Raw genomic sequence first — 16,737 nt, forward strand, 5'->3', positions numbered from 1 at the left:
GCCTGGACCTCACCGCTCTGCCGACGGCGTGATCTCGGCACTGCGCAGCAGGCAGGAGGGTCTGTCCAGTGAGAAAGCGACAGAGCCGTTCTTCTTACGGTCCCTGCCCGCCTGCTGGCATGTGACAGATGGCGGCTGGTGGGGCCAGCCTTACGGACAGGCTTGATCGAGGCATAGCCGAGGAGTTCCTTGCGTCCCGTCGAAGAGCCGGATAGGTGCCTGCCGCCCACTGTGCGAAGGACCGAGCGGAGGCGGACCGTGCTCTAGCCTGCTCCAATACGCGCTGCCTGTCGGAGGGTGTCGGCAGTTTCGCGGCTGACCTCGCGGACAGCGTCTGCGGGGAGGTCGGCGCGCCGGGCGGCAGTTTTGATCGCCTCGGCGGAGGGGGCCTCGTAGAGGCAGTACATGAGCAGCCGGTCCGCGGCCAGGAACGAGAACAACCAGGTGACTTTCTCCTCTAGGTTGATCTCCGCGATCAGGCTGAGTTTGTCATCAGTCGGATCGACCTGCTCGGCGAAGTGGCGTTCGATCAGGTAGAGCGGCATGGGATGGCTCCTTGGTTCAATCCTGGATGAGGCCGTGGCGATGTGCGTAGGACGCGGCGTCGGTTCTGTTCGCCGAGCCGGATTTGTGCAGGATGCTGCGGATGTGGTTCGCGGCGGTGTGCTCGCTGATGTGCAGTTGCAGGCCGATCTCACGGTTGCTGCGCCCCTGTGCCACGAGACGTAGCACCTCGACCTCGCGGTTGGAGAGTCCGTCGGGGGCGCTGGGAAGCTCTTCGAGTGCGCTGATCTTGCAGGCCAGGGCGCGCAGCGCGTGGCGTTCAGCCAACCGGGTTGCGTCGGCGAGTAACTGCGTGGCCCTTTGCCGATCCGGTAGGGAGCCGCGGCTGCGAAGCATGCGCCCGTACTGGTAGGCCGTGTGCGCCGTCCAGGTGTGCGCGCCCATGCGGGTGTTCAGTTCCAGGGCCAGCTCGAAGTGGGCTTCGGCCTTGTCCCACTCCTTCATGGTCGCGGCGAGCATGCCGAGGTAGCGGTCGGCCGCGCCGTAGCAGGCGGTGAGCTGGCCGATCCGGACGTTACCGCCAGCCAGGGGTAGCAGCGCCGGGTAGGTCAAGGCCGCGCAGCGGGCGTCCTGGAGGATGCTGCAGGCGTCGGCGAGGTAGGAGAGCGACGCGACGCGCAGCCCGTCCTGCGGGATGGACGTCACCCCGTCGGCGAGAAGCCGGTTGAGCTCTGCCTGGGCCGCCTTCTTCAGGCCGAGGTCGGCCAGTAGGGCGACCAGCCCGGGCCTCCAGGACACCGCGGCCTTGTCCTCCCCAGCCAGGAGTTCGATGATCGGTCGGAGCTCCGTGAGCCGGCCTTGTTCGCGCTGGATGCTGAACATTTGCAGGCCGTACTCGGCGGACCGGGAGCGGCCGTGCAAACGGCGGCTCCAGTACCAGGACTGCTCGGCCATCGTCTCGGCGTCAGCCAGTCGTCCCGCGCAGAGCGCGAGCGCCGAACCATTCTGGTAGGCGGTGTAGAGGGGGAATGCCTGGTGGGTCTGCTCGGCCGCCCGCCGCAGGCCCTCGATCTCGCCGCTTGCCGCGTCGAGATCGCACAGCTCGACCAGTGTGACGGCCAGCCACCCCGTGCTGTCGGCCACCAGTTCGGCGTCGCCTAGCTCGTTTCCCAGCTCGCGGGCTTGTCTCAGCATCGCGATCACGTCCGGGTACGGGATCGGACCGCGTGCGTAGTAGGCCTGGGCCAGCGCCCGGCCCAGTGCCTGTCGATCGCCGGTACGGCGGGCCATGGCGACAGCCTTCTCCCGAGTCTCGAGGGCCTTGTCCAGCTGCCCGGTGAAGACGAGCGCGCGGGTGAGGTGGGAGAGCGCGCGGGCTTGCAGCGGGGAGTCGTCCTCAAGCCCTGAGACGGCTTCGTTGAGCAACATCGTGGCCTGTTCGTGGGCGCGAGCGGGCCGCCAGCTCGCCTCCTCAAAGCCGATCGCCACCTGCGCCAGCATCTCGGCATCGCCGTGCACACGGGCGTGGGCCGCCGCTTCGCCGTAGGCGGCGAGAGCTTGGGGAGACTGACCTGCCCGGTGGCAGGCCAGCGCCAGATCGAGCTGGATGTGCGCCCGCCGATGCTCATCGCCGACGCCGAGTCGCAGTGCCGTCTTAAGCTGGGCCGCCGCGTCCTCGAAGGCGAAGGAGTCCATGGCCGCCTCGGCCGAGCGGACGTTGTACTCCACGGCCCGCTCCGGCCCGGCCATTGCCGCGCCCAGAGAGAAGTGATAGGCGAGCTCGGGCAGGACGCGCTCCAGGCGCGAGGAGTTTGCCCGTTCAAGCGCCTCACCTGCCCGAAGGTGCAGCTCGGCACGGCGCGTTCCGGTCAGCCGGTCGTAGAGGGCACGGCGCACGAGCTCGTGCGCGAACCGATAGACGAGGCGGACGGACGACTCTGCGCCCTCCTGGAGCATCCCGCTACGTACGGCTTCGTCCAGCGAGGACATGAGTGAGCCGTTCCCCATCCGCGCTGCGTCGGCGAGCACCTTGAGGTCGAACTCGGGACCGATGACGGCCGCCATCTCCAGGAGGGCCACGGCCTCGGGCGAGAGGCGCTGCAGCCGTTGCCGTACCACGTCACGGACGCTGTCTGGGCTGCTCAGGCGTGCGGTGGATCTGGTCAGCCGGACCTGCCGGGCGGTGACCTCGATGTTTCCGGTCTCGGCGAGGGTGCGCCACAGCTCACCGAGCAGGAACGGGTTGCCGCCGGTTAGCTCGCCGATCTCGTGTGCCGTGGTGAGGACGTCTACGTCCGGGCCGACCCTGGCTGAATGTCGGACAAAGTCCTGGACCTCGTCCTCATTGAGGCTGCGGAGCGGTAGGTGGGTCACTCCCTCAGCACGCTGTATGTCGGCCAGCGCCTCGGCGAATTCGGGGAGGATGTCGGCTTCGCCTGGGCGGAAGGCGATGACCAGCAGCAGTCGCCCTCCGGGACTGGCCCGGATCAGATGGCGGATGAGGTGCAGCGACGGGGTGTCGGCCCAGTGTGCGTCGTCGACGACGAGCAGCACCGGTAGGTGGCGGCTGACCTGTTCGAGCAGGTCAGCTACCGCTACGTGCAGCCGGTACCGCTCGGTGTCGGGGTCGGCCGCTGCGACTGTTGGGCGCGGTGACAGATCGGGCAGCAAGCGACTCAGTTCGCCGTTTCCGGCCAGGCAGTCGCTCAGCATCTCTGAGTCCAGGATGCCAACGAGGAATTCCAGCGCCTCGGCGAATGGTTGGTAGGGGGCGTTCACTACCGCGTCACACGCCCCATAAAGAACGCGCACACCTCGCGAGACGGCTGCGTGCGCGAATTCGCGGACCAGCCGTGTTTTTCCGCTGCCTGCCTCCCCCCGGATCAACGCGACACGCCTGCTTGTTTCTTCGGCCAGTGGCAGGAGAGACTCTAATATTGCCAGCTCGGACACACGGCCGACAAATGAGAACGGCGTTGTCGAACGGAGCGATAGAGGCAGGGGCATCTTCCCCTGATCGGATATCTCCGGGGCGGCAATGACCTCATACACCGGGAATTGAGGTGGGCCGCGCCTTCGACTTTCCAGGCGGCTTATTTCGGAGAGCTTGTTTTGGTCGAGGAGATCTTTCGCGGTCTGCGAAACGAGGATCTGACCGGCGGACGCGAGCAAGGAGATCTCCGCCGCTGGACCCGCCTCGCCTACGTGCACCCCGATGCGCAAGCTGCCGGAGACGGCGGTCGAGCGCCGCGCCCGCACCGCGGCCATGATCGCATTGGCTACGCCGGCGAAAGAGATCAGTAATTCGCCGGGTCCACTGGCCAGCTCCCGGCCACCGTGATGCGCGAACAGCTTTCGCAGCAGCTGCCGATTCTGATCAGCCGTCCCACTCGGTTGGCTTTCGATCTTCGCGTGCAAGAACGACGCGGCGGCGTCGGCCATCTCCACCAACTCCCCCCGCGTCAAGAGTAGTCAGTCCTGACCATCGTTGCACCCTCTTTGGACTGCCGTCTGCCCGGTGAAAGACGATCAGATCCGGTCATGACAGGGAATTGTGCGGCTCGTATGTTTATGAAGCACTCCCGCCACCAATGACAGGAATAGCCGAAAGACAAAAGGAAATGACTCAGCTGAGATATGTGGTGCGCGCTATGAAGTTCGCCTGCATCAGCGCATCGGGATTCGATTTCGCCGGGTCCAACGAACCGTACATTTTCACCTCCTTCGACCTCGGCGGGCAGTTCACACCACGTGCTCACAGATGTTCGACTCCACCGACAACGCCAATGTGGCGTGGCCGCGCAAGGACGCCGGCAACGGCGCAAGCGGTCCGATCGCTCTGTCGATCCAGCTCTGGGAATCCGATCATCGGCACGGCGCTGCAGGCACACGGCGGCTTGACCTAGTCGCCAAAGTTTCCGGGCCCGAATCTATGGCATGGGTCGCGCCTTCACAGGCTTTCTGCCCTGCGGTGCCGAGCCCTCGAATCAGGGCTGCCGTATGAGCACAGACCGCTTTCGCGGGCCGACGGTGGCTCCCCGTTCAGCGACAACTCATCCACTACAGAAAGAGGCAAGTCATGCGCGGTTACATCAAAGCACTGCTGATCACAGCGATGTCGGCGGCCTCCGTCGCCACCGGAAGCATGGTTTCGGTTGCGACACCCGACCCGACGCCGAACCCGAAGATCTTAAACTACAACAGGCACTGGCCAGCCAAGCCCGGGTGGTTCACGTCCCACAACAAGAAGGCGTTCGCACAAGGCCACGTCAAGGTAACTTTCGGCGGGTTCGGAAAGAATCGCGTGGTCATCACCGGCAAGCTGTACGACAGAGACTTCCGGCCTCTGCCCCATGGCAAGTGCGCGTACGCGCGGTTCGGCGTGCACCACCTCAACGGAGGATGGGGTCCCCTCAAGCACTACGTGAAGTGCGGCCCCGAAAAATTCACGAAAATCAGGTTCACGCGTGACAACGTAGACAAGATCGTCGTCACCGTCTGCCAGACGCCCTGGGATAGGCTCGCGCCGACGCAATGCGGTACGACAAAGACGATCTTCCCGTTCGTCTCGCCGCGCGACCTGTAGTCCCCAAGTTCTGGCCCGCTGATGCAGGCCTGCGTCCCCGACGCCCGAATCCCCGGCCTCGAAAGTAAGCAGCGCTGGTCCTCCGTCGGTACGCAGACCACTATCACCTGCCCGCCTGGCACCTTCGTGCACGGGCTGGGCGGCGGAGCGAACTTCACCGACCAGGGCAGCGTGCACATCAACGACCTCTACCCGACCCCCGACCTGCGCACCGTCAAGCTGACCATGACCAGGCATCCCGCCTCAGGGATGTCGGTCCAGGCGCTCTGCGCCAAGTAAGGACTCTTCGATGAACCACTTCGCCACAACCCGCCTGCTCGTCGCGGCCCTGGCCGCCGGCGCGCTAACCATGACCCAGGCACCGCCCGCCGCTGCCCAATCGCCGCCCGCTCCCGGCGCTGCCAAGATCACCGGCCAAAACCTCACCTTCACCGCAGGCCAGGGGGTGTCCAACAACGTCGTCATCAGCAGGAGCGGGCCCTTCAACATTATCGACGACATCGCCAGAATCAATCCCGGACCCGGCTGCAAGTGGTTCGACCCCAACAACAGGACCAAGGTCCGCTGCCTCTTCGGCCCGCTCGGCAGGGTCGTCGTCCTGGCAGGCGACCGTGCCGACATCGTCACCGCCAACATCTCGGCGCCGGTGCGCATCGTGGGCGGCGAGGGCGATGACCAGCTGACCGGTGGCTCTAACACCGACCAGCTCCTCGGTCAGAACGGCCACGACAAGCTGCACGGCAACGGCGCGCGCGACTTCTTCTGGCTCGGTCTCGGCAACGACGAGGCGCACGGCGGACCGGGAAACGATGTCATGGACGCCGAGGGAGGCGACGACCGGGTATACGGCGGGCCCGGTGCCGACCACCTGTACGGCTGGACCGGTCACGACCAGCTGCATGGTCAGTCAGGTGACGACTATCTGGCAGGCGGCACCGGCAAAGACCGGGTGGACGGCGGCCCCGACAAGGACACGCTCCACGGCGACGGGTCCGATGACGTCGTGAACGGCGGACCTGGCAACGACGAGCTCTTCGGCGAATCCGGCCATGACCAGCTCAACGGCGCGGACGGCACCGACTTCGCCGACGGCGGGACGGGCACCGACACCTGCTCTGCCGAGCAACAGCTGAACTGCAACCCGTGAAACATCGAACATCATCTGCATACGAAAGGCTTCACCATGCGAGCACTCAAGACGGCACTGGCCACGGTCGCGGCGGCGGGGACGATCGCCGTCTCTATGACGGCACCAGCAACGGCGCAGGCCGTTCCGCCTCCAGGCAGCGTCGCGATCGTCAACGGCTCCACCCTCATGTACATCGCCAGAGCCAACGAGGTGAACAAGGTCACCATCACCCTGGGCGACAGCAACTTCTACACCGTCGAGGACGTCGTCCCCCTCACCCCGGGCGCGGGCTGCACCAGGATCGATCCGACCAGGGTCAGGTGCACTGCTGCCAACATCAACGCCGTCGATGTCCGCGTCGGCGATCGCGACGACTACGTGAGGGCGTCCATCACCGTACGGGCCATCGTCACCGGCGGACAGGGTGACGATGAGCTGCGGGGAGGATCCGGATTCGACAACCTCTACGGCAGAGCGGGCAACGACAGGCTGTACGGAAACACCGGCAACGACAAGCTCTACGGAGAGCAGGGCAACGACCGCGTCTACGGTGACGCCGGGCAGGACTCCCTTTGGGGTGGCGACGGCGCGGATTCCCTCCACGGCGGCACGGAGCGCGACGTGATTCGCGGCGACGCGGGAAACGACACCCTGAAGGGCGGAGACGGCAACGACCGCCTGCTGGGCGGCACCGGCAACGACACGATCTTCGGCGACGCGGGGCGAGACAGGCTCCACGGTGAGGCCGGGATCCATGATCGCGGCTTCGGCGGGTCCGGATTCGACATCTGCACCTCGTTCATGGTTGCGATCAGCTGCCCTTGAACCGGATTGCAGAAGACCGTCTTCTCCCCCCGGACAAGTTGCCAGACGATCAACCGGATGGCGGCTCGTCATGGCTAGAGGGGTTCGGGCTCATTGTCGGACGAGCCGCTCAGCAAACTCAGGCTCAGCGAGGTCGCGAGAGCTCGGCCCAGGTCTTCGACAAGCGATCAAGGGGCCTTGCCCTCTCTCGGTACTTGGTCTGCCCCAACGACATCGGAACGGTGGATAGCGGCAACTCCGCCCGGGTCGGCGTGCTAACGCCACTGATCGATCCGTTGTCGATCAAGTTCCGAGGCGTGGGCTATGGCTTGAGTCCGGCCTACTCGGGGGCGTCCGCTCGCGTGGTATCCGCACGGCCGCCGAGTGGCAGGCGCTTGGCCACGTCCAGCCTTACCTCGCCGTAGGGCTGGACGTGCTGCCAGAACAGTGGTGCAGCCCGCGCTGGTCGGCGGGTTTGAGCAGCTTGGCCCACTTCTCAACGCTGTCAATGACCAGATCGCGGGATCAGTGCGATGGTTGTGCGCGGCACCCCGCGCGACAGCTTGTACACGCTGGATACCCTGCTGAACCTCGACGGCGGGGTGAAGCCGGAGATGGTCGCGACCGACAACGCCTCGTACTCGGACATGGCGTTCGGCCTGTACAAGATGCTCGGCTTCCGCTTCGCCCCGCGCTTCCGCTTCGCCCCGCGCTTCCGCGACTTGCACGACCAGCGGTTCTGGCGCGCGAACCTGCCCGACGGGGACGGCCGGCCGCCGGGTACGGGCCGCTGGAGGCCGTGACCTGCAATAAGGTGATCCTCAAGCGGATCGCCACGCACCGGTCGGACATGCTCCGCGTCGCCGGATCGCTCATCACGAACCAGGTCCGCGCCTACGACCTGCTGCGGATGTTCGGCCGCGAGGGCCACACGACCCCGCCGGGTGCGGCGTTCGCCGAGTACGGCCGGATCGACAAGACCATGCACCTGCTCGCCCTGGTCGATCCGATCGTTATCTTGGGTTGTCGAGCGAACTGGCTGGTCAGCGGCCGTCAACGCTCGCCGAGTCGTATCGACTCCTCCTCGAAGACGCGTACGGTCAGTTCGGCGAATTCGTGCAGCGTCGCGAGCCGGTCGGCGTCGAAGCGGCCGAGAACCTGCCCGATCGCGCGCGGCAGGCCGTCGAGCTGTACACGCCGCTCTTCGACCGGATGCGCGCCGCAGGTGATGCCGACCGCTGATCGGCCACTGGCTGTAGTAGACACGGAATGTCGCCGACTGATCGTCCGGTGATTCGGCGACGACGGTGACGGCCCAGGCTAGGTCCTGGGCGTTCATCCTCAGGTGTACCAGCAGCTCTACCACGGCACGGCCATCGGCGGCGGTGGTGGCCACGACCTCACTTCGGGCGTGGTGGCCGGCTAGCCACGCGCGGCTCTGGTCGACGAACTCGCGCACTCGATCATGGCCGCGGATCTCCCCTTCCCGTGGATCGTGGATGACCAGCTCACCTGTCCAGGAAGGTGGCAAGGCGTGCGCATCGCGGTTGTTCAGGGCGGCGACGAACTCGGCGACCGGGTCAGGCCGATCTCCTCTGCGGACCTGCCGACGTGCCAGCTCCAACGCCAGGCTGTATTCAGGAAACCAAGGCATCTGGACATCTCCTCCTCCAGCCCGTCGCCGCCTGTGACCAAATGTGATCCCTTTCGGCCGGGGGAACGTGTCGCGCCTGGCGGAGGTCCGGCGCAGCTACTCGGCTATCCCGGCCGGTAGTCAGAGGTCGCCCGCTACGGCTGGGATGCGGAAGGTCGGACAGGGACCAGCGATGGTAGAAACCGTCCAAGGGCGGCTCGTCGGCCGAGTGGAACGTCAGCCATTGCTGAAGGCTCGGAATTTGCCGGGAGTCATCCCCACGTGGTGCGCGAAGTACTTGCCGAAATTCGTCGCCTGATCGAAGCCCAGTCTGTGGGCGATCGCCGATGCCGGATATTCGGTGTGGATCAGCAGACGTTCGCTTCGAGGACGATGCGACGGTCGATGAGCGATTTGGCACTGTGACCGGTCGCAGCCCGGCAGGAGCGATTGAGGTCTTGGCCGAGTAGCCGAGAATCGCGGCGTACTCCTCGACCCGGTGCGTAGACGCGAAGCGGTCCTCCAATTCACGGCGGAATCGGCGATAGGCGTCATTGCCGGTCGCCATGGTCACCGCAGGCTCTGAAGGCGGCAGGGCGGCGATCCGCAGCAGCAGCGCGGTCAGCTGATGCCTGATTTGATGGAACTCCAGGCGCGCAGGACGCCGTAGGCGCTCAAGCGGAACGCGCAGCCGAAGCTCGGCCAGCGAGAATGTCTCAATACTCAGGTTGGGCACTGAGGAATTCCGGAAGCAGAGATCAGTGATCGATTCTGCCGCCGGTCGCGATCCATGTCCCATATCTACCATCACGCGTCGCGCGCATACCTCGCAGTCCCCCGCGCTGCGCTCAGCGCGAGGAACCAAATTGCGCCTGCCGATAATGGAGGTGCGGGTGGGCATCGGCGCCGCCGTCGACACGATGGGAGGCAGCTTCTCACCATGCGTTACACCACGGTGGCGGTCAGCGCGGCGCGAACGGCGCCGCCTGACCGCCTAGCCTTTCCGCAGTCCGAGCGCGTCGGCGGCGGTCTCCAGCGCGGCGAGGTGCTCGTCGACCGAGCGCAGTCCCGCTCGCATGGTGTCAATGGCGAGGTGCGTGGCTTCGGACTCCCGCCACCGCTGGGCCAGCTCGCGCAGTTCCTCCGCGCTGCCCTGCCAGCTGGCCCTGCCTTCCATGCCGAGTGCGGAGGGGTCGCGGCCCGCCTGCGTGGCGGCCTCATCGACCATGGCCTTGGCCTCGTCGAGCTTCGGGCCGGGAGACATCTGCGGGAACCACCCATCGGCCAGGCGTCCGGCACGGCGGTACGCCGCGGGCGACTGCCCGCCGACCCAGACGGGGATCGGCCGCTGCACGGGCTGGGGCGCCAGGCCCGCTCCCGTCACCCGGTCGAAGGTGCCCTCGAACGTGACCGACGACTCGGTCCACAACCGGCGCATCAACCCGATCTGCTCATCGATGCGCTTGCCCCGGGTGGTGAAGTCCTGGCCGAGGGCTTCGTACTGGACCCGGTTCCAGCCCAGGCCCACGCCGAGCCGGAACCGGCCGGTGGTGAGCAGGTCGACCTCCGCCGCCTGCTTGGCGGCCAGAACGGTCTGCCGCTGGGGCAGGATGATGATGCCGGTGACGAGTTCCAGCGAGGTCAGCGCGGCGAGGTACCCGAACAGGACCATCGGTTCGTGGAACGTGGTCCGCACGTCGTAGGGGCCTGCCCAGCCCTGGTGGATCGCCGGGTCGGCGCCGACGACGTGATCGTAGGCCATGACGTGCCGGAACCCGAGTTCCTCGACCCGTTGCCCGTAGGCTCGCACGGCGCCCGCGTCCGCGCCGATCTCGGTCTGAGGAAAGACAACACCGATCCGCATGCATGGCTCCCGTCAATTGCGGCGACTCCTGAACATCATCGCGCCCCGGCCGATCATCCGCATGCGACCCTCTGGGGGGCTCTTCGCGTGCACCCGAAGCGAAGCCGGCGGGCACGCGCACCTGGGCCGGAGCCCCCCGATCACCTGGTCCGCACAGCGTGCGCGGCAGCGATGCGAATCTTCCCTTGACTTTGCGGCCGCACTCACGGAGCTTTATGAACTACCTAGTTCGTACTTGCGGGATGGAGTCCCCCCATGCGCCCCCTCCTCCTGACCTGCTCGTTATCGCTCGCGCTGATCACCGCACCCACCCTCCCCACGAACGCCCATGTCGACCAATCGGCCGTCCCCACCGTGACCGGCCCGATCCCATCGACCGGCCAGCCCCGCGACCACCCCTTCTTCGCCACCGATCAGGACCTGGAAAAGGCCGGATACGTCGAGGAGGAGTACTTCATCGAGGGCACGGCCAGCCGCTATACCACCCCCGACCAGGCCACCGGCACGGTCATCGACAGCGGCCACCCCTACAGGACCCGCATCGTGGTCCGCCGGCCGATCTCGCCGAAGAAGTTCAACGGCACCGCCGTCGTCGAGTGGTACAACGTGACCAACAACTTCGACTACGAGGTCGTCTGGTCCCGTTCCTTCCGCCACATCCTGGACGCGGGGTACGCGTGGGTGGGCGTGAGCGCGCAGCGCAACGGGGTCAACTCCCCCACGGGGCTGAAGGCATGGAACCCGGCCCGGTACGGCGGCCTCGACCTGACCGCGGGCGGCACCGTCACCGACGACGGCCTCGCCTACGACGTCTTCAGCCAGGCCGCCAGGGCGTTGACAGACCCGCGGGGGGCGCGGCCCCTCGGCAGCCTGAAGGTCAGGACGCTGATCGCGACGGGCCAGTCCCAGTCGGCCTCTCGGCTGGCGGTCTACGCCAACTCGGTGCACCCGCTCGCGCCCGTCTACGACGTGATCACCGTCGTGGACGGCGGCGTGCAGATCCGCCCCGACCTGACCACGAGGGTCTTCAAGACGGCCGCCGAGTACGACGTCCTCGCCAACCAGGCCGCCCGCCGCCAGCCCGACAGCGAGCGCTACACGTACTGGGAGATCGCCGGCGCCTCGCACTCCGACCGGCACGCGTACCTCGTCAACAACTCGATCCGGCTACGTGACGCCGGGGTGTCGGGGCTGCTGGCCGGGCCCACCGCGCCCTGCGTGTCCCCGGCGCGCAGCAACGTCCCGTACGAGTTCGTACTGAACGCGATGTTCGACCACGCCGTGCGCTGGGCGCGGGAGGACCGGAGGCCGCCCGCCGCCCCCAAGCTGGAGATCACCGACGTCACCACCAGCCCCGCCACCGTCTCCAGGGACGCCTACCAGATCGCTCGCGGCGGCATCCGGCTCGCGGCGGTGGACGTCCCGACGGAGCGCAACACCGGCTGGAACATCGGCCTGACCGACGCCACCACCAGCGCCTGCCGCCAGGGCGGGACCTGGATCCCGTTCGACGAGACGACCCTCGACGGGCTGTATCCCAGCCACCGCGACTATGTGGCCAAGGTGCGCCAGGTCACCGAGCGGAACCTGCGCGACGGCTTCATCACCAGGCGAGACGCCGACAGGACCATCCGCGACGCCGAACGCTCCCGGACAGGGAGGTAGGAGGGGATGTCGCGATCACGGAAGTGCGGCCCGGCCATCCTCCGCCGCTCCCGGGGCCTCACGCCCACGGGCCGGTCCGGGCCGCGTCCGTGACCGAGCGCAACCCGCATCGGCTCCCCCATGACGCTCGGGTGCGTACGCCTGCGCAACCGGTTCGTCTCGGCTCCGATGGAACGCAACTACTGCGAGATCGACGGCTCCGTCACCGACCGCTACCTCTCCCGTTGCCAACGCTCTGCTGCGCGCCCAAGACCTTTTGGCGCCTGTGCTGACCGTCGGTGAGCAGTGGCAGGCCGCCCAGGACGCGCTGGGCCCCTGAATGCCGGGCGACCTCGGCGGCGACTTCGTCGGATCGGACGCCCGCCAGGTCGAGGCAGCGCCAGTCTGCCTGAGCGCCGCCCGGTCGCCCGCGTTGGGTGGATCGCCACGCCTCAACCCCCACCGCGGTGCGCGGAGAGGCATGCTCCTGCCGGCCGCGGCGGGCGCCGATCAGAAGCGGCGATCCGACGCGGCTGGTTCTGGGGCACCACCGAGTCCTTGGCGTGCCTGGGACGCGAAGTGGCTCTTCGCTGCGGGCAGGGGATGGCTCTCACCCCGCCTCCACCGTCCGGCTCCCGGCCCGCATGCGGCAGTGCCGTAGGTCGCCGAAGCGAAGGGACCTTCGTTCTTCAGGCGGAGTGCAGTTCGAGCATGAACGCCGCGGCCAGCGCCGGCGCGCAGGGCCATGCGGTGGCGCAGGAGACGCAGGCGTGCCCGGTGCCTGCCTGGTGGACCTCCAGGGCGCCGGCGGCTTGTGCGAAGTACGTCTCGTGCAGAGGGTCGTCGTGGACAGGCGGTGTGCTGAGGAGAACGGCCATTTCGATCACCCTCACTGGCTCATGGGCTTCAGGTGACCTCACCTTCTCTCAGTCCGCCCCTGATGTCTGAGGCGAACGACCCGAAGGCATGTGTCTTAGGGCACATTGACCCCATGTCGCCGAAAGGACCTTGGGCCCGCCGGCGGATGCCCTTGGACGGATGTGACCGTGCACCTCGCGAACAAGAGCGGAGACGAACTCCGACACGATGAGGGGGACGATGACCGCTCGACCTCAACCCGGTCATCGTCACACCGGACCGGGCGATCACCGTGGTCGCCCGGATCAGACTCGCTCCCTGCGAGCCGCAGCCCTCCCAGCTGCTCCGCCGCCTGCGCTGACCAACGACCACGACCACCAGGACTTCCGGCCCTACACCCCGCTTCCGGCCGGAGTTGTGATGGAAGTAACCGGACTTCGCCGTACAGAGCACAGGAAAGAGCTCGTCATGCGCATGACCGTCGCGGACGTGATGACGACCAAGGTCGTCTCCGTCACCGCCACCACCCCGTTCAAGGACATCGCCCAAGCGCTCATCACCGGTGGCATCAGCGCCGTGCCGGTGCTGGATGACGACAACCATGTGCTCGGCATGGTGTCCGAGGCCGACCTGCTCGCCCGCACCGTGCCCGGCATCGTCCGAGTCAGACACCACATCAGGAGTTCACCATGAGAACCACCGTCGAGAACGTCATGACCACCGACGTGGTGGCCGTCAACCAGGGCGCCTCCTTCCACACCGTGGCCGAGCTGCTCATCAGCAGGGGCGTCAGCGGGCTGCCGGTGCTCGACGACGACAATCGCGTCCTGGGCGTCGTCTCCGAGGCCGACCTGCTGGCCAAGGAGGAGTTCAAGGAGCGCTACTACGGCGACGACTACCGGCCGCCACTGCGCGCCCGCATCCGCCACGCCGCCGGCAGCGAGGGCAGCGGCTACCGCAAGTCTTTCGGCGAGACCGCCGGCGCGCTGATGACCTCGCCCGCCCACGTCACCACCGCCGACGCGCCCGTAGTGTGGGCCGCGCGTCTGATGGACCGTCACGGCGTCAAGCGACTGCCCGTGGTCGACGCCGGCGGCCGCCTGATCGGCATCGTCAGCCGCCGCGACCTGATCAAGGTCTTCCTGCGTTCCGACAAGGACATCGAGCAGCAGGTGCGCGAGGCCGTGCGAGCCGACACCGCCGGCCTGGACGTCACGGTAACCGACGCGGTCGTCACCCTGTCCGGGACACTCGCCGAGCACAGCCATGCCATCACCGCCGTTCGCCTGGCCGAGAACATCGACGGCCTCGTCGCCGTCCACGACGAGCTCAACTGGAAGCACGACGACATCGCCGACTACCCCATGTGGGACGGAGCCTGACATGGAGTCCGCCGTCCTGGACTCGCCGGACCCGCTGATCGGCAGGCTGCGCGACACGGGCGCGCTCTCGCAGGCCCGGCCGTCCGTGAGGCGCCGATGGTGGCGAGCCGGCGCTCAACGCGATCTCCTGCCGGAGGCAGCAGCAGGGACGCATAAGACGATCGCGTGGGCGGCCTGACCAGGGTCCAAGGCGAGGGAGCGCTGCTGTCACCCCTCGACGGCCGCACCACGGACCTGCGCCTAAAGATCTTTGAGGCGCTGCTGCGCGGTCGCCCTTCACCGTCCACACCTGCGAGGAGGCGCTCCGCCTCATCGACCACTACAGCTCTCCCGGACCACGGCCACCGTGCCGGGCGCGCGAACCGGCCCGCGACCTTGGCCACCAGGTCGCCCATCATCACACTCCACCGCGCAGCGCTACGCTATGGCCCGCGGCCTCCGTTTGATCTTCCTTTGCCCTCAAAACACACACGATGATCACGCGGTGGCCGTACTCGTTCTCACCTGGCCCCAGCAGCAAGATCACAATCTACGGCTGGAGTACCAACAAGAAGAACAGGTCCTCATTGCGCTCGATTCACCTGATCAAAACGTCGGCGGCCTAACTGCGCCCGCTCGGTCCGACCCGTTGTACAGCCGAGCGACCTATAACCAAAGATCTATGCCATCTCGCCACGCCGCTGCGGCATGGTGACCATATGAGACCTGACACACACCCGAACGCCGTGCTTACCCGGCGCTTGTACGATCTGATCGGCAATGGCGATCCCACCGGTTATCTCGACCTGATCGCCGACGACGCCATTTTCCACATCGGCGGCGACAGCATCGTGGCAGGCGAGCATCGCGGCAAGGACGCCATCAGCAGGCTCGGCATGCTCGTGCTCGAAGAGACGGGCGGCACCTTCCAGACCGGGCTGCTCTCTGTACAGGCCAACGACTCCTACTCGGTCACTCTGCACCGCTGGACAGCGGAGCGCCGTGGAGAGCGCGTCGAGATGGACAATTTCATCGTCTACGGCTTCGAGCGAGGGCTGGTCGTGGAACGCTGGGAATATGTGGCCGACCAGCGCGCCCACGACGCTTTCTGGCGCCGATGACGGCCCGGCTTCATCCGCAGGTACGGGCGTGTCCAGTAAATGGTGTAACTCGATCTTGAATTAGTTCTAGCGGGTGGTCGGGGTCAGGCGGCCTTCGAAGGTGATGGCGAAGGCGTTCAGAGCGGCTTTCCAGCGGGTGATCCAGCGTTTGCGGCCTTTGCCGGTCGGGTCCAGGCTCATGATCGCCATGTAGACGCACTTGAGTGCGGCCTGCTCGTGTCATGGGGTCTTGTTCATGCTGTTTCGTGGTGGAGGGAGTCCAGGACGGTGAGTTCGTCCTCCGACAGGCGCAGAGATCCGGTGGCCACGTTCTGGGCGAGGTGGTCGAGGTCGCCAGTGCCGGGGATGGCCAGGACGTGGGGCCCTTGGTGCAGGGTCCACGCCAGCCGGATCTGGGCTGCGCTCACCCCGCGGGAGCGGGCGATGGTGTGCACATCTCTGATGTCGCCGGAGGCCGCGCCGACCGTGCGCCCGGTGCCGGCGATCGAGTAGAACGGTACGAACGCGATGCGTTGTTCACCGCAGATGTGCAGGAACTCCTTCTGCTCGGGCGATGCGCCGATGCCGTACATGTTCTGGACGCAGACCACTGGTGCGATGGTCTGGGCTTCGGCGAGGTGGTGGGGGTGGACGTTGGACAGGCCCAGGTGACGGATGAGTCCGGCCTCGCGCAGTTCGGCGAGTGCGCCGAAGCGTTCGGCGATGGAATCGGTGCCGATGATGCGCAGGTTCACCACGTCGATGTGGTCGCGGCCGAGTTGGCGCAGGTTCTCCTCGACCTGGCCGCGCAGCTGCTTGGGGGTGGCGTGCGGCAGCCACTGGCCTGAGGGATCGCGGCCCGGTCCGACCTTGGTGGTGATGACGAGGTCATCCGGATAGGGGGCCAGTGCCCGGTTGATCAGCTCGTTGGCGGAGCGCAGCTGCGAGAAGTAGAACGCGGCGGTGTCGATGTGGTTCACGCCGAGCTCGACCGCGCGGCGCAGTACGCCGATCGCCTGGTCGCGGTCGCGCGGGATGGCATCGGCCGCGAACGCCTCGCCGTGCTGCGTCAGGCGCATGGCGCCGAAGCCGATCCGGTTGACCGTGCGGTCGCCCAGCTTCCAAGTGCCGGATGCGGCCGCGGTGATCGTCTGTGAGGTCATGGCAGGATCATCTCCGCACGGTAGGCTGGCCTGCCATTGATTCACACATGCCTGAATCCATTGAGGAGTAGTCGTCCTGGCAGAGCTGGCGT

16 protein-coding genes and 3 pseudogenes are annotated in these 16,737 nt (G+C 66.8%); 11 read left to right on the forward strand and 8 right to left on the reverse strand.

Annotated elements, in window-relative coordinates:
- Window positions 1–263 precede the first annotated feature (263 nt).
- Both V5E28_RS41395 and V5E28_RS41400 read right to left on the reverse strand, forming a co-directional pair.
- Entirely contained in the window at window positions 264–545 is a 282-nt protein-coding gene (locus V5E28_RS41395; RefSeq protein ID WP_336215361.1) for a DUF4242 domain-containing protein, read from the reverse strand.
- 16 nt (window positions 546–561) lie between these two features.
- A complete protein-coding gene (locus V5E28_RS41400; RefSeq protein WP_336215362.1) occupies window positions 562–3,945 on the reverse strand; it encodes an ATP-binding protein in 3,384 nt (1,127 codons plus the stop codon).
- Window positions 3,946–4,582: 637 nt separating this feature from the next.
- Here V5E28_RS41400 and V5E28_RS41405 point away from each other — a divergent pair.
- The 6 genes and pseudogenes from V5E28_RS41405 to V5E28_RS41430 all read left to right on the forward strand — a co-directional run bounded on the left by V5E28_RS41405 (window position 4,583) and on the right by V5E28_RS41430 (window position 8,264).
- Entirely contained in the window at window positions 4,583–5,089 is a 507-nt protein-coding gene (locus V5E28_RS41405; protein WP_336215363.1) for a hypothetical protein, read from the forward strand.
- A gap of 21 nt (window positions 5,090–5,110) precedes the next feature.
- Window positions 5,111–5,368 (forward strand): hypothetical protein, encoded by a 258-nt coding sequence (locus tag V5E28_RS41410; protein WP_336215365.1) that lies wholly within the window; start codon window positions 5,111–5,113, stop codon window positions 5,366–5,368.
- A 10-nt stretch (window positions 5,369–5,378) separates the two neighbouring features.
- On the forward strand, window positions 5,379–6,236 hold the full coding sequence (locus tag V5E28_RS41415) for a calcium-binding protein (RefSeq protein ID WP_336215366.1): 858 nt from the start codon (window positions 5,379–5,381) through the stop codon (window positions 6,234–6,236).
- A gap of 36 nt (window positions 6,237–6,272) precedes the next feature.
- Entirely contained in the window at window positions 6,273–7,043 is a 771-nt protein-coding gene (locus V5E28_RS41420; RefSeq protein WP_336215367.1) for a calcium-binding protein, read from the forward strand.
- A gap of 477 nt (window positions 7,044–7,520) precedes the next feature.
- Window positions 7,521–8,031, forward strand: a pseudogene (locus V5E28_RS41425) (Tn3 family transposase); the annotation flags it as partial.
- A 14-nt stretch (window positions 8,032–8,045) separates the two neighbouring features.
- A complete protein-coding gene (locus V5E28_RS41430; protein WP_336215479.1) occupies window positions 8,046–8,264 on the forward strand; it encodes a hypothetical protein in 219 nt (72 codons plus the stop codon).
- Between the two features lie 70 nt (window positions 8,265–8,334).
- On the opposite strand, the pseudogene V5E28_RS49785 reads toward V5E28_RS41430, so the two are convergent.
- From V5E28_RS49785 to V5E28_RS41435, 3 genes and pseudogenes are all read right to left on the reverse strand, one after another.
- Window positions 8,335–8,676 (reverse strand): annotated as a pseudogene (locus V5E28_RS49785) (nuclear transport factor 2 family protein); the annotation flags it as partial.
- Between the two features lie 216 nt (window positions 8,677–8,892).
- Complete coding sequence (locus V5E28_RS49790; protein WP_442945948.1) at window positions 8,893–9,210, reverse strand: helix-turn-helix domain-containing protein; 318 nt, start codon at window positions 9,208–9,210, stop codon at window positions 8,893–8,895.
- A gap of 439 nt (window positions 9,211–9,649) precedes the next feature.
- Complete coding sequence (locus V5E28_RS41435; protein ID WP_336215369.1) at window positions 9,650–10,519, reverse strand: LLM class F420-dependent oxidoreductase; 870 nt, start codon at window positions 10,517–10,519, stop codon at window positions 9,650–9,652.
- 255 nt (window positions 10,520–10,774) lie between these two features.
- Between V5E28_RS41435 and V5E28_RS41440 the strand changes: the two genes are divergently transcribed.
- Entirely contained in the window at window positions 10,775–12,184 is a 1,410-nt protein-coding gene (locus V5E28_RS41440; protein ID WP_336215370.1) for an alpha/beta hydrolase domain-containing protein, read from the forward strand.
- 668 nt (window positions 12,185–12,852) lie between these two features.
- Here the strand turns inward: V5E28_RS41440 and V5E28_RS41445 are convergent.
- The gene (locus V5E28_RS41445; protein ID WP_336215371.1) at window positions 12,853–13,041 is read right to left on the reverse strand and encodes a hypothetical protein; all 189 of its coding nucleotides are present in this window, start codon (window positions 13,039–13,041) and stop codon (window positions 12,853–12,855) included.
- 448 nt (window positions 13,042–13,489) lie between these two features.
- Here V5E28_RS41445 and V5E28_RS41450 point away from each other — a divergent pair, with 448 nt between their 5' ends.
- From V5E28_RS41450 to V5E28_RS41465, 4 genes are all read left to right on the forward strand, one after another.
- Window positions 13,490–13,714, forward strand: a complete 225-nt coding sequence (locus tag V5E28_RS41450; protein ID WP_336215373.1) for a CBS domain-containing protein — start codon at window positions 13,490–13,492, stop codon at window positions 13,712–13,714.
- The gene (locus tag V5E28_RS41455) at window positions 13,711–14,403 is read left to right on the forward strand and encodes a CBS domain-containing protein (RefSeq protein ID WP_336215374.1); all 693 of its coding nucleotides are present in this window, start codon (window positions 13,711–13,713) and stop codon (window positions 14,401–14,403) included. Before V5E28_RS41450 ends, V5E28_RS41455 begins: the two co-directional genes overlap by 4 nt.
- A 1-nt stretch (window position 14,404) precedes the next feature.
- Window positions 14,405–14,581 carry a hypothetical protein gene (locus V5E28_RS41460; RefSeq protein ID WP_336215375.1) on the forward strand — a complete coding sequence of 59 codons (177 nt, stop codon included), beginning with the start codon at window positions 14,405–14,407 and terminating at the stop codon, window positions 14,579–14,581.
- A 562-nt stretch (window positions 14,582–15,143) separates the two neighbouring features.
- A complete protein-coding gene (locus V5E28_RS41465; RefSeq protein ID WP_336215377.1) occupies window positions 15,144–15,503 on the forward strand; it encodes a nuclear transport factor 2 family protein in 360 nt (119 codons plus the stop codon).
- Window positions 15,504–15,569: 66 nt separating this feature from the next.
- Here V5E28_RS41465 and V5E28_RS41470 read toward each other — a convergent pair.
- Window positions 15,570–15,719, reverse strand: a pseudogene (locus tag V5E28_RS41470) (IS256 family transposase); the annotation flags it as partial.
- Window positions 15,720–15,736: 17 nt separating this feature from the next.
- Entirely contained in the window at window positions 15,737–16,645 is a 909-nt protein-coding gene (locus V5E28_RS41475; protein ID WP_336215380.1) for an aldo/keto reductase, read from the reverse strand.
- Between the last annotated feature and the right edge of the window lie 92 nt (window positions 16,646–16,737).

The organism is Nonomuraea sp. LPB2021202275-12-8 (assembly GCF_037044575.1).
Classification (GTDB): Bacteria; Actinomycetota; Actinomycetes; order Streptosporangiales; family Streptosporangiaceae; genus Nonomuraea.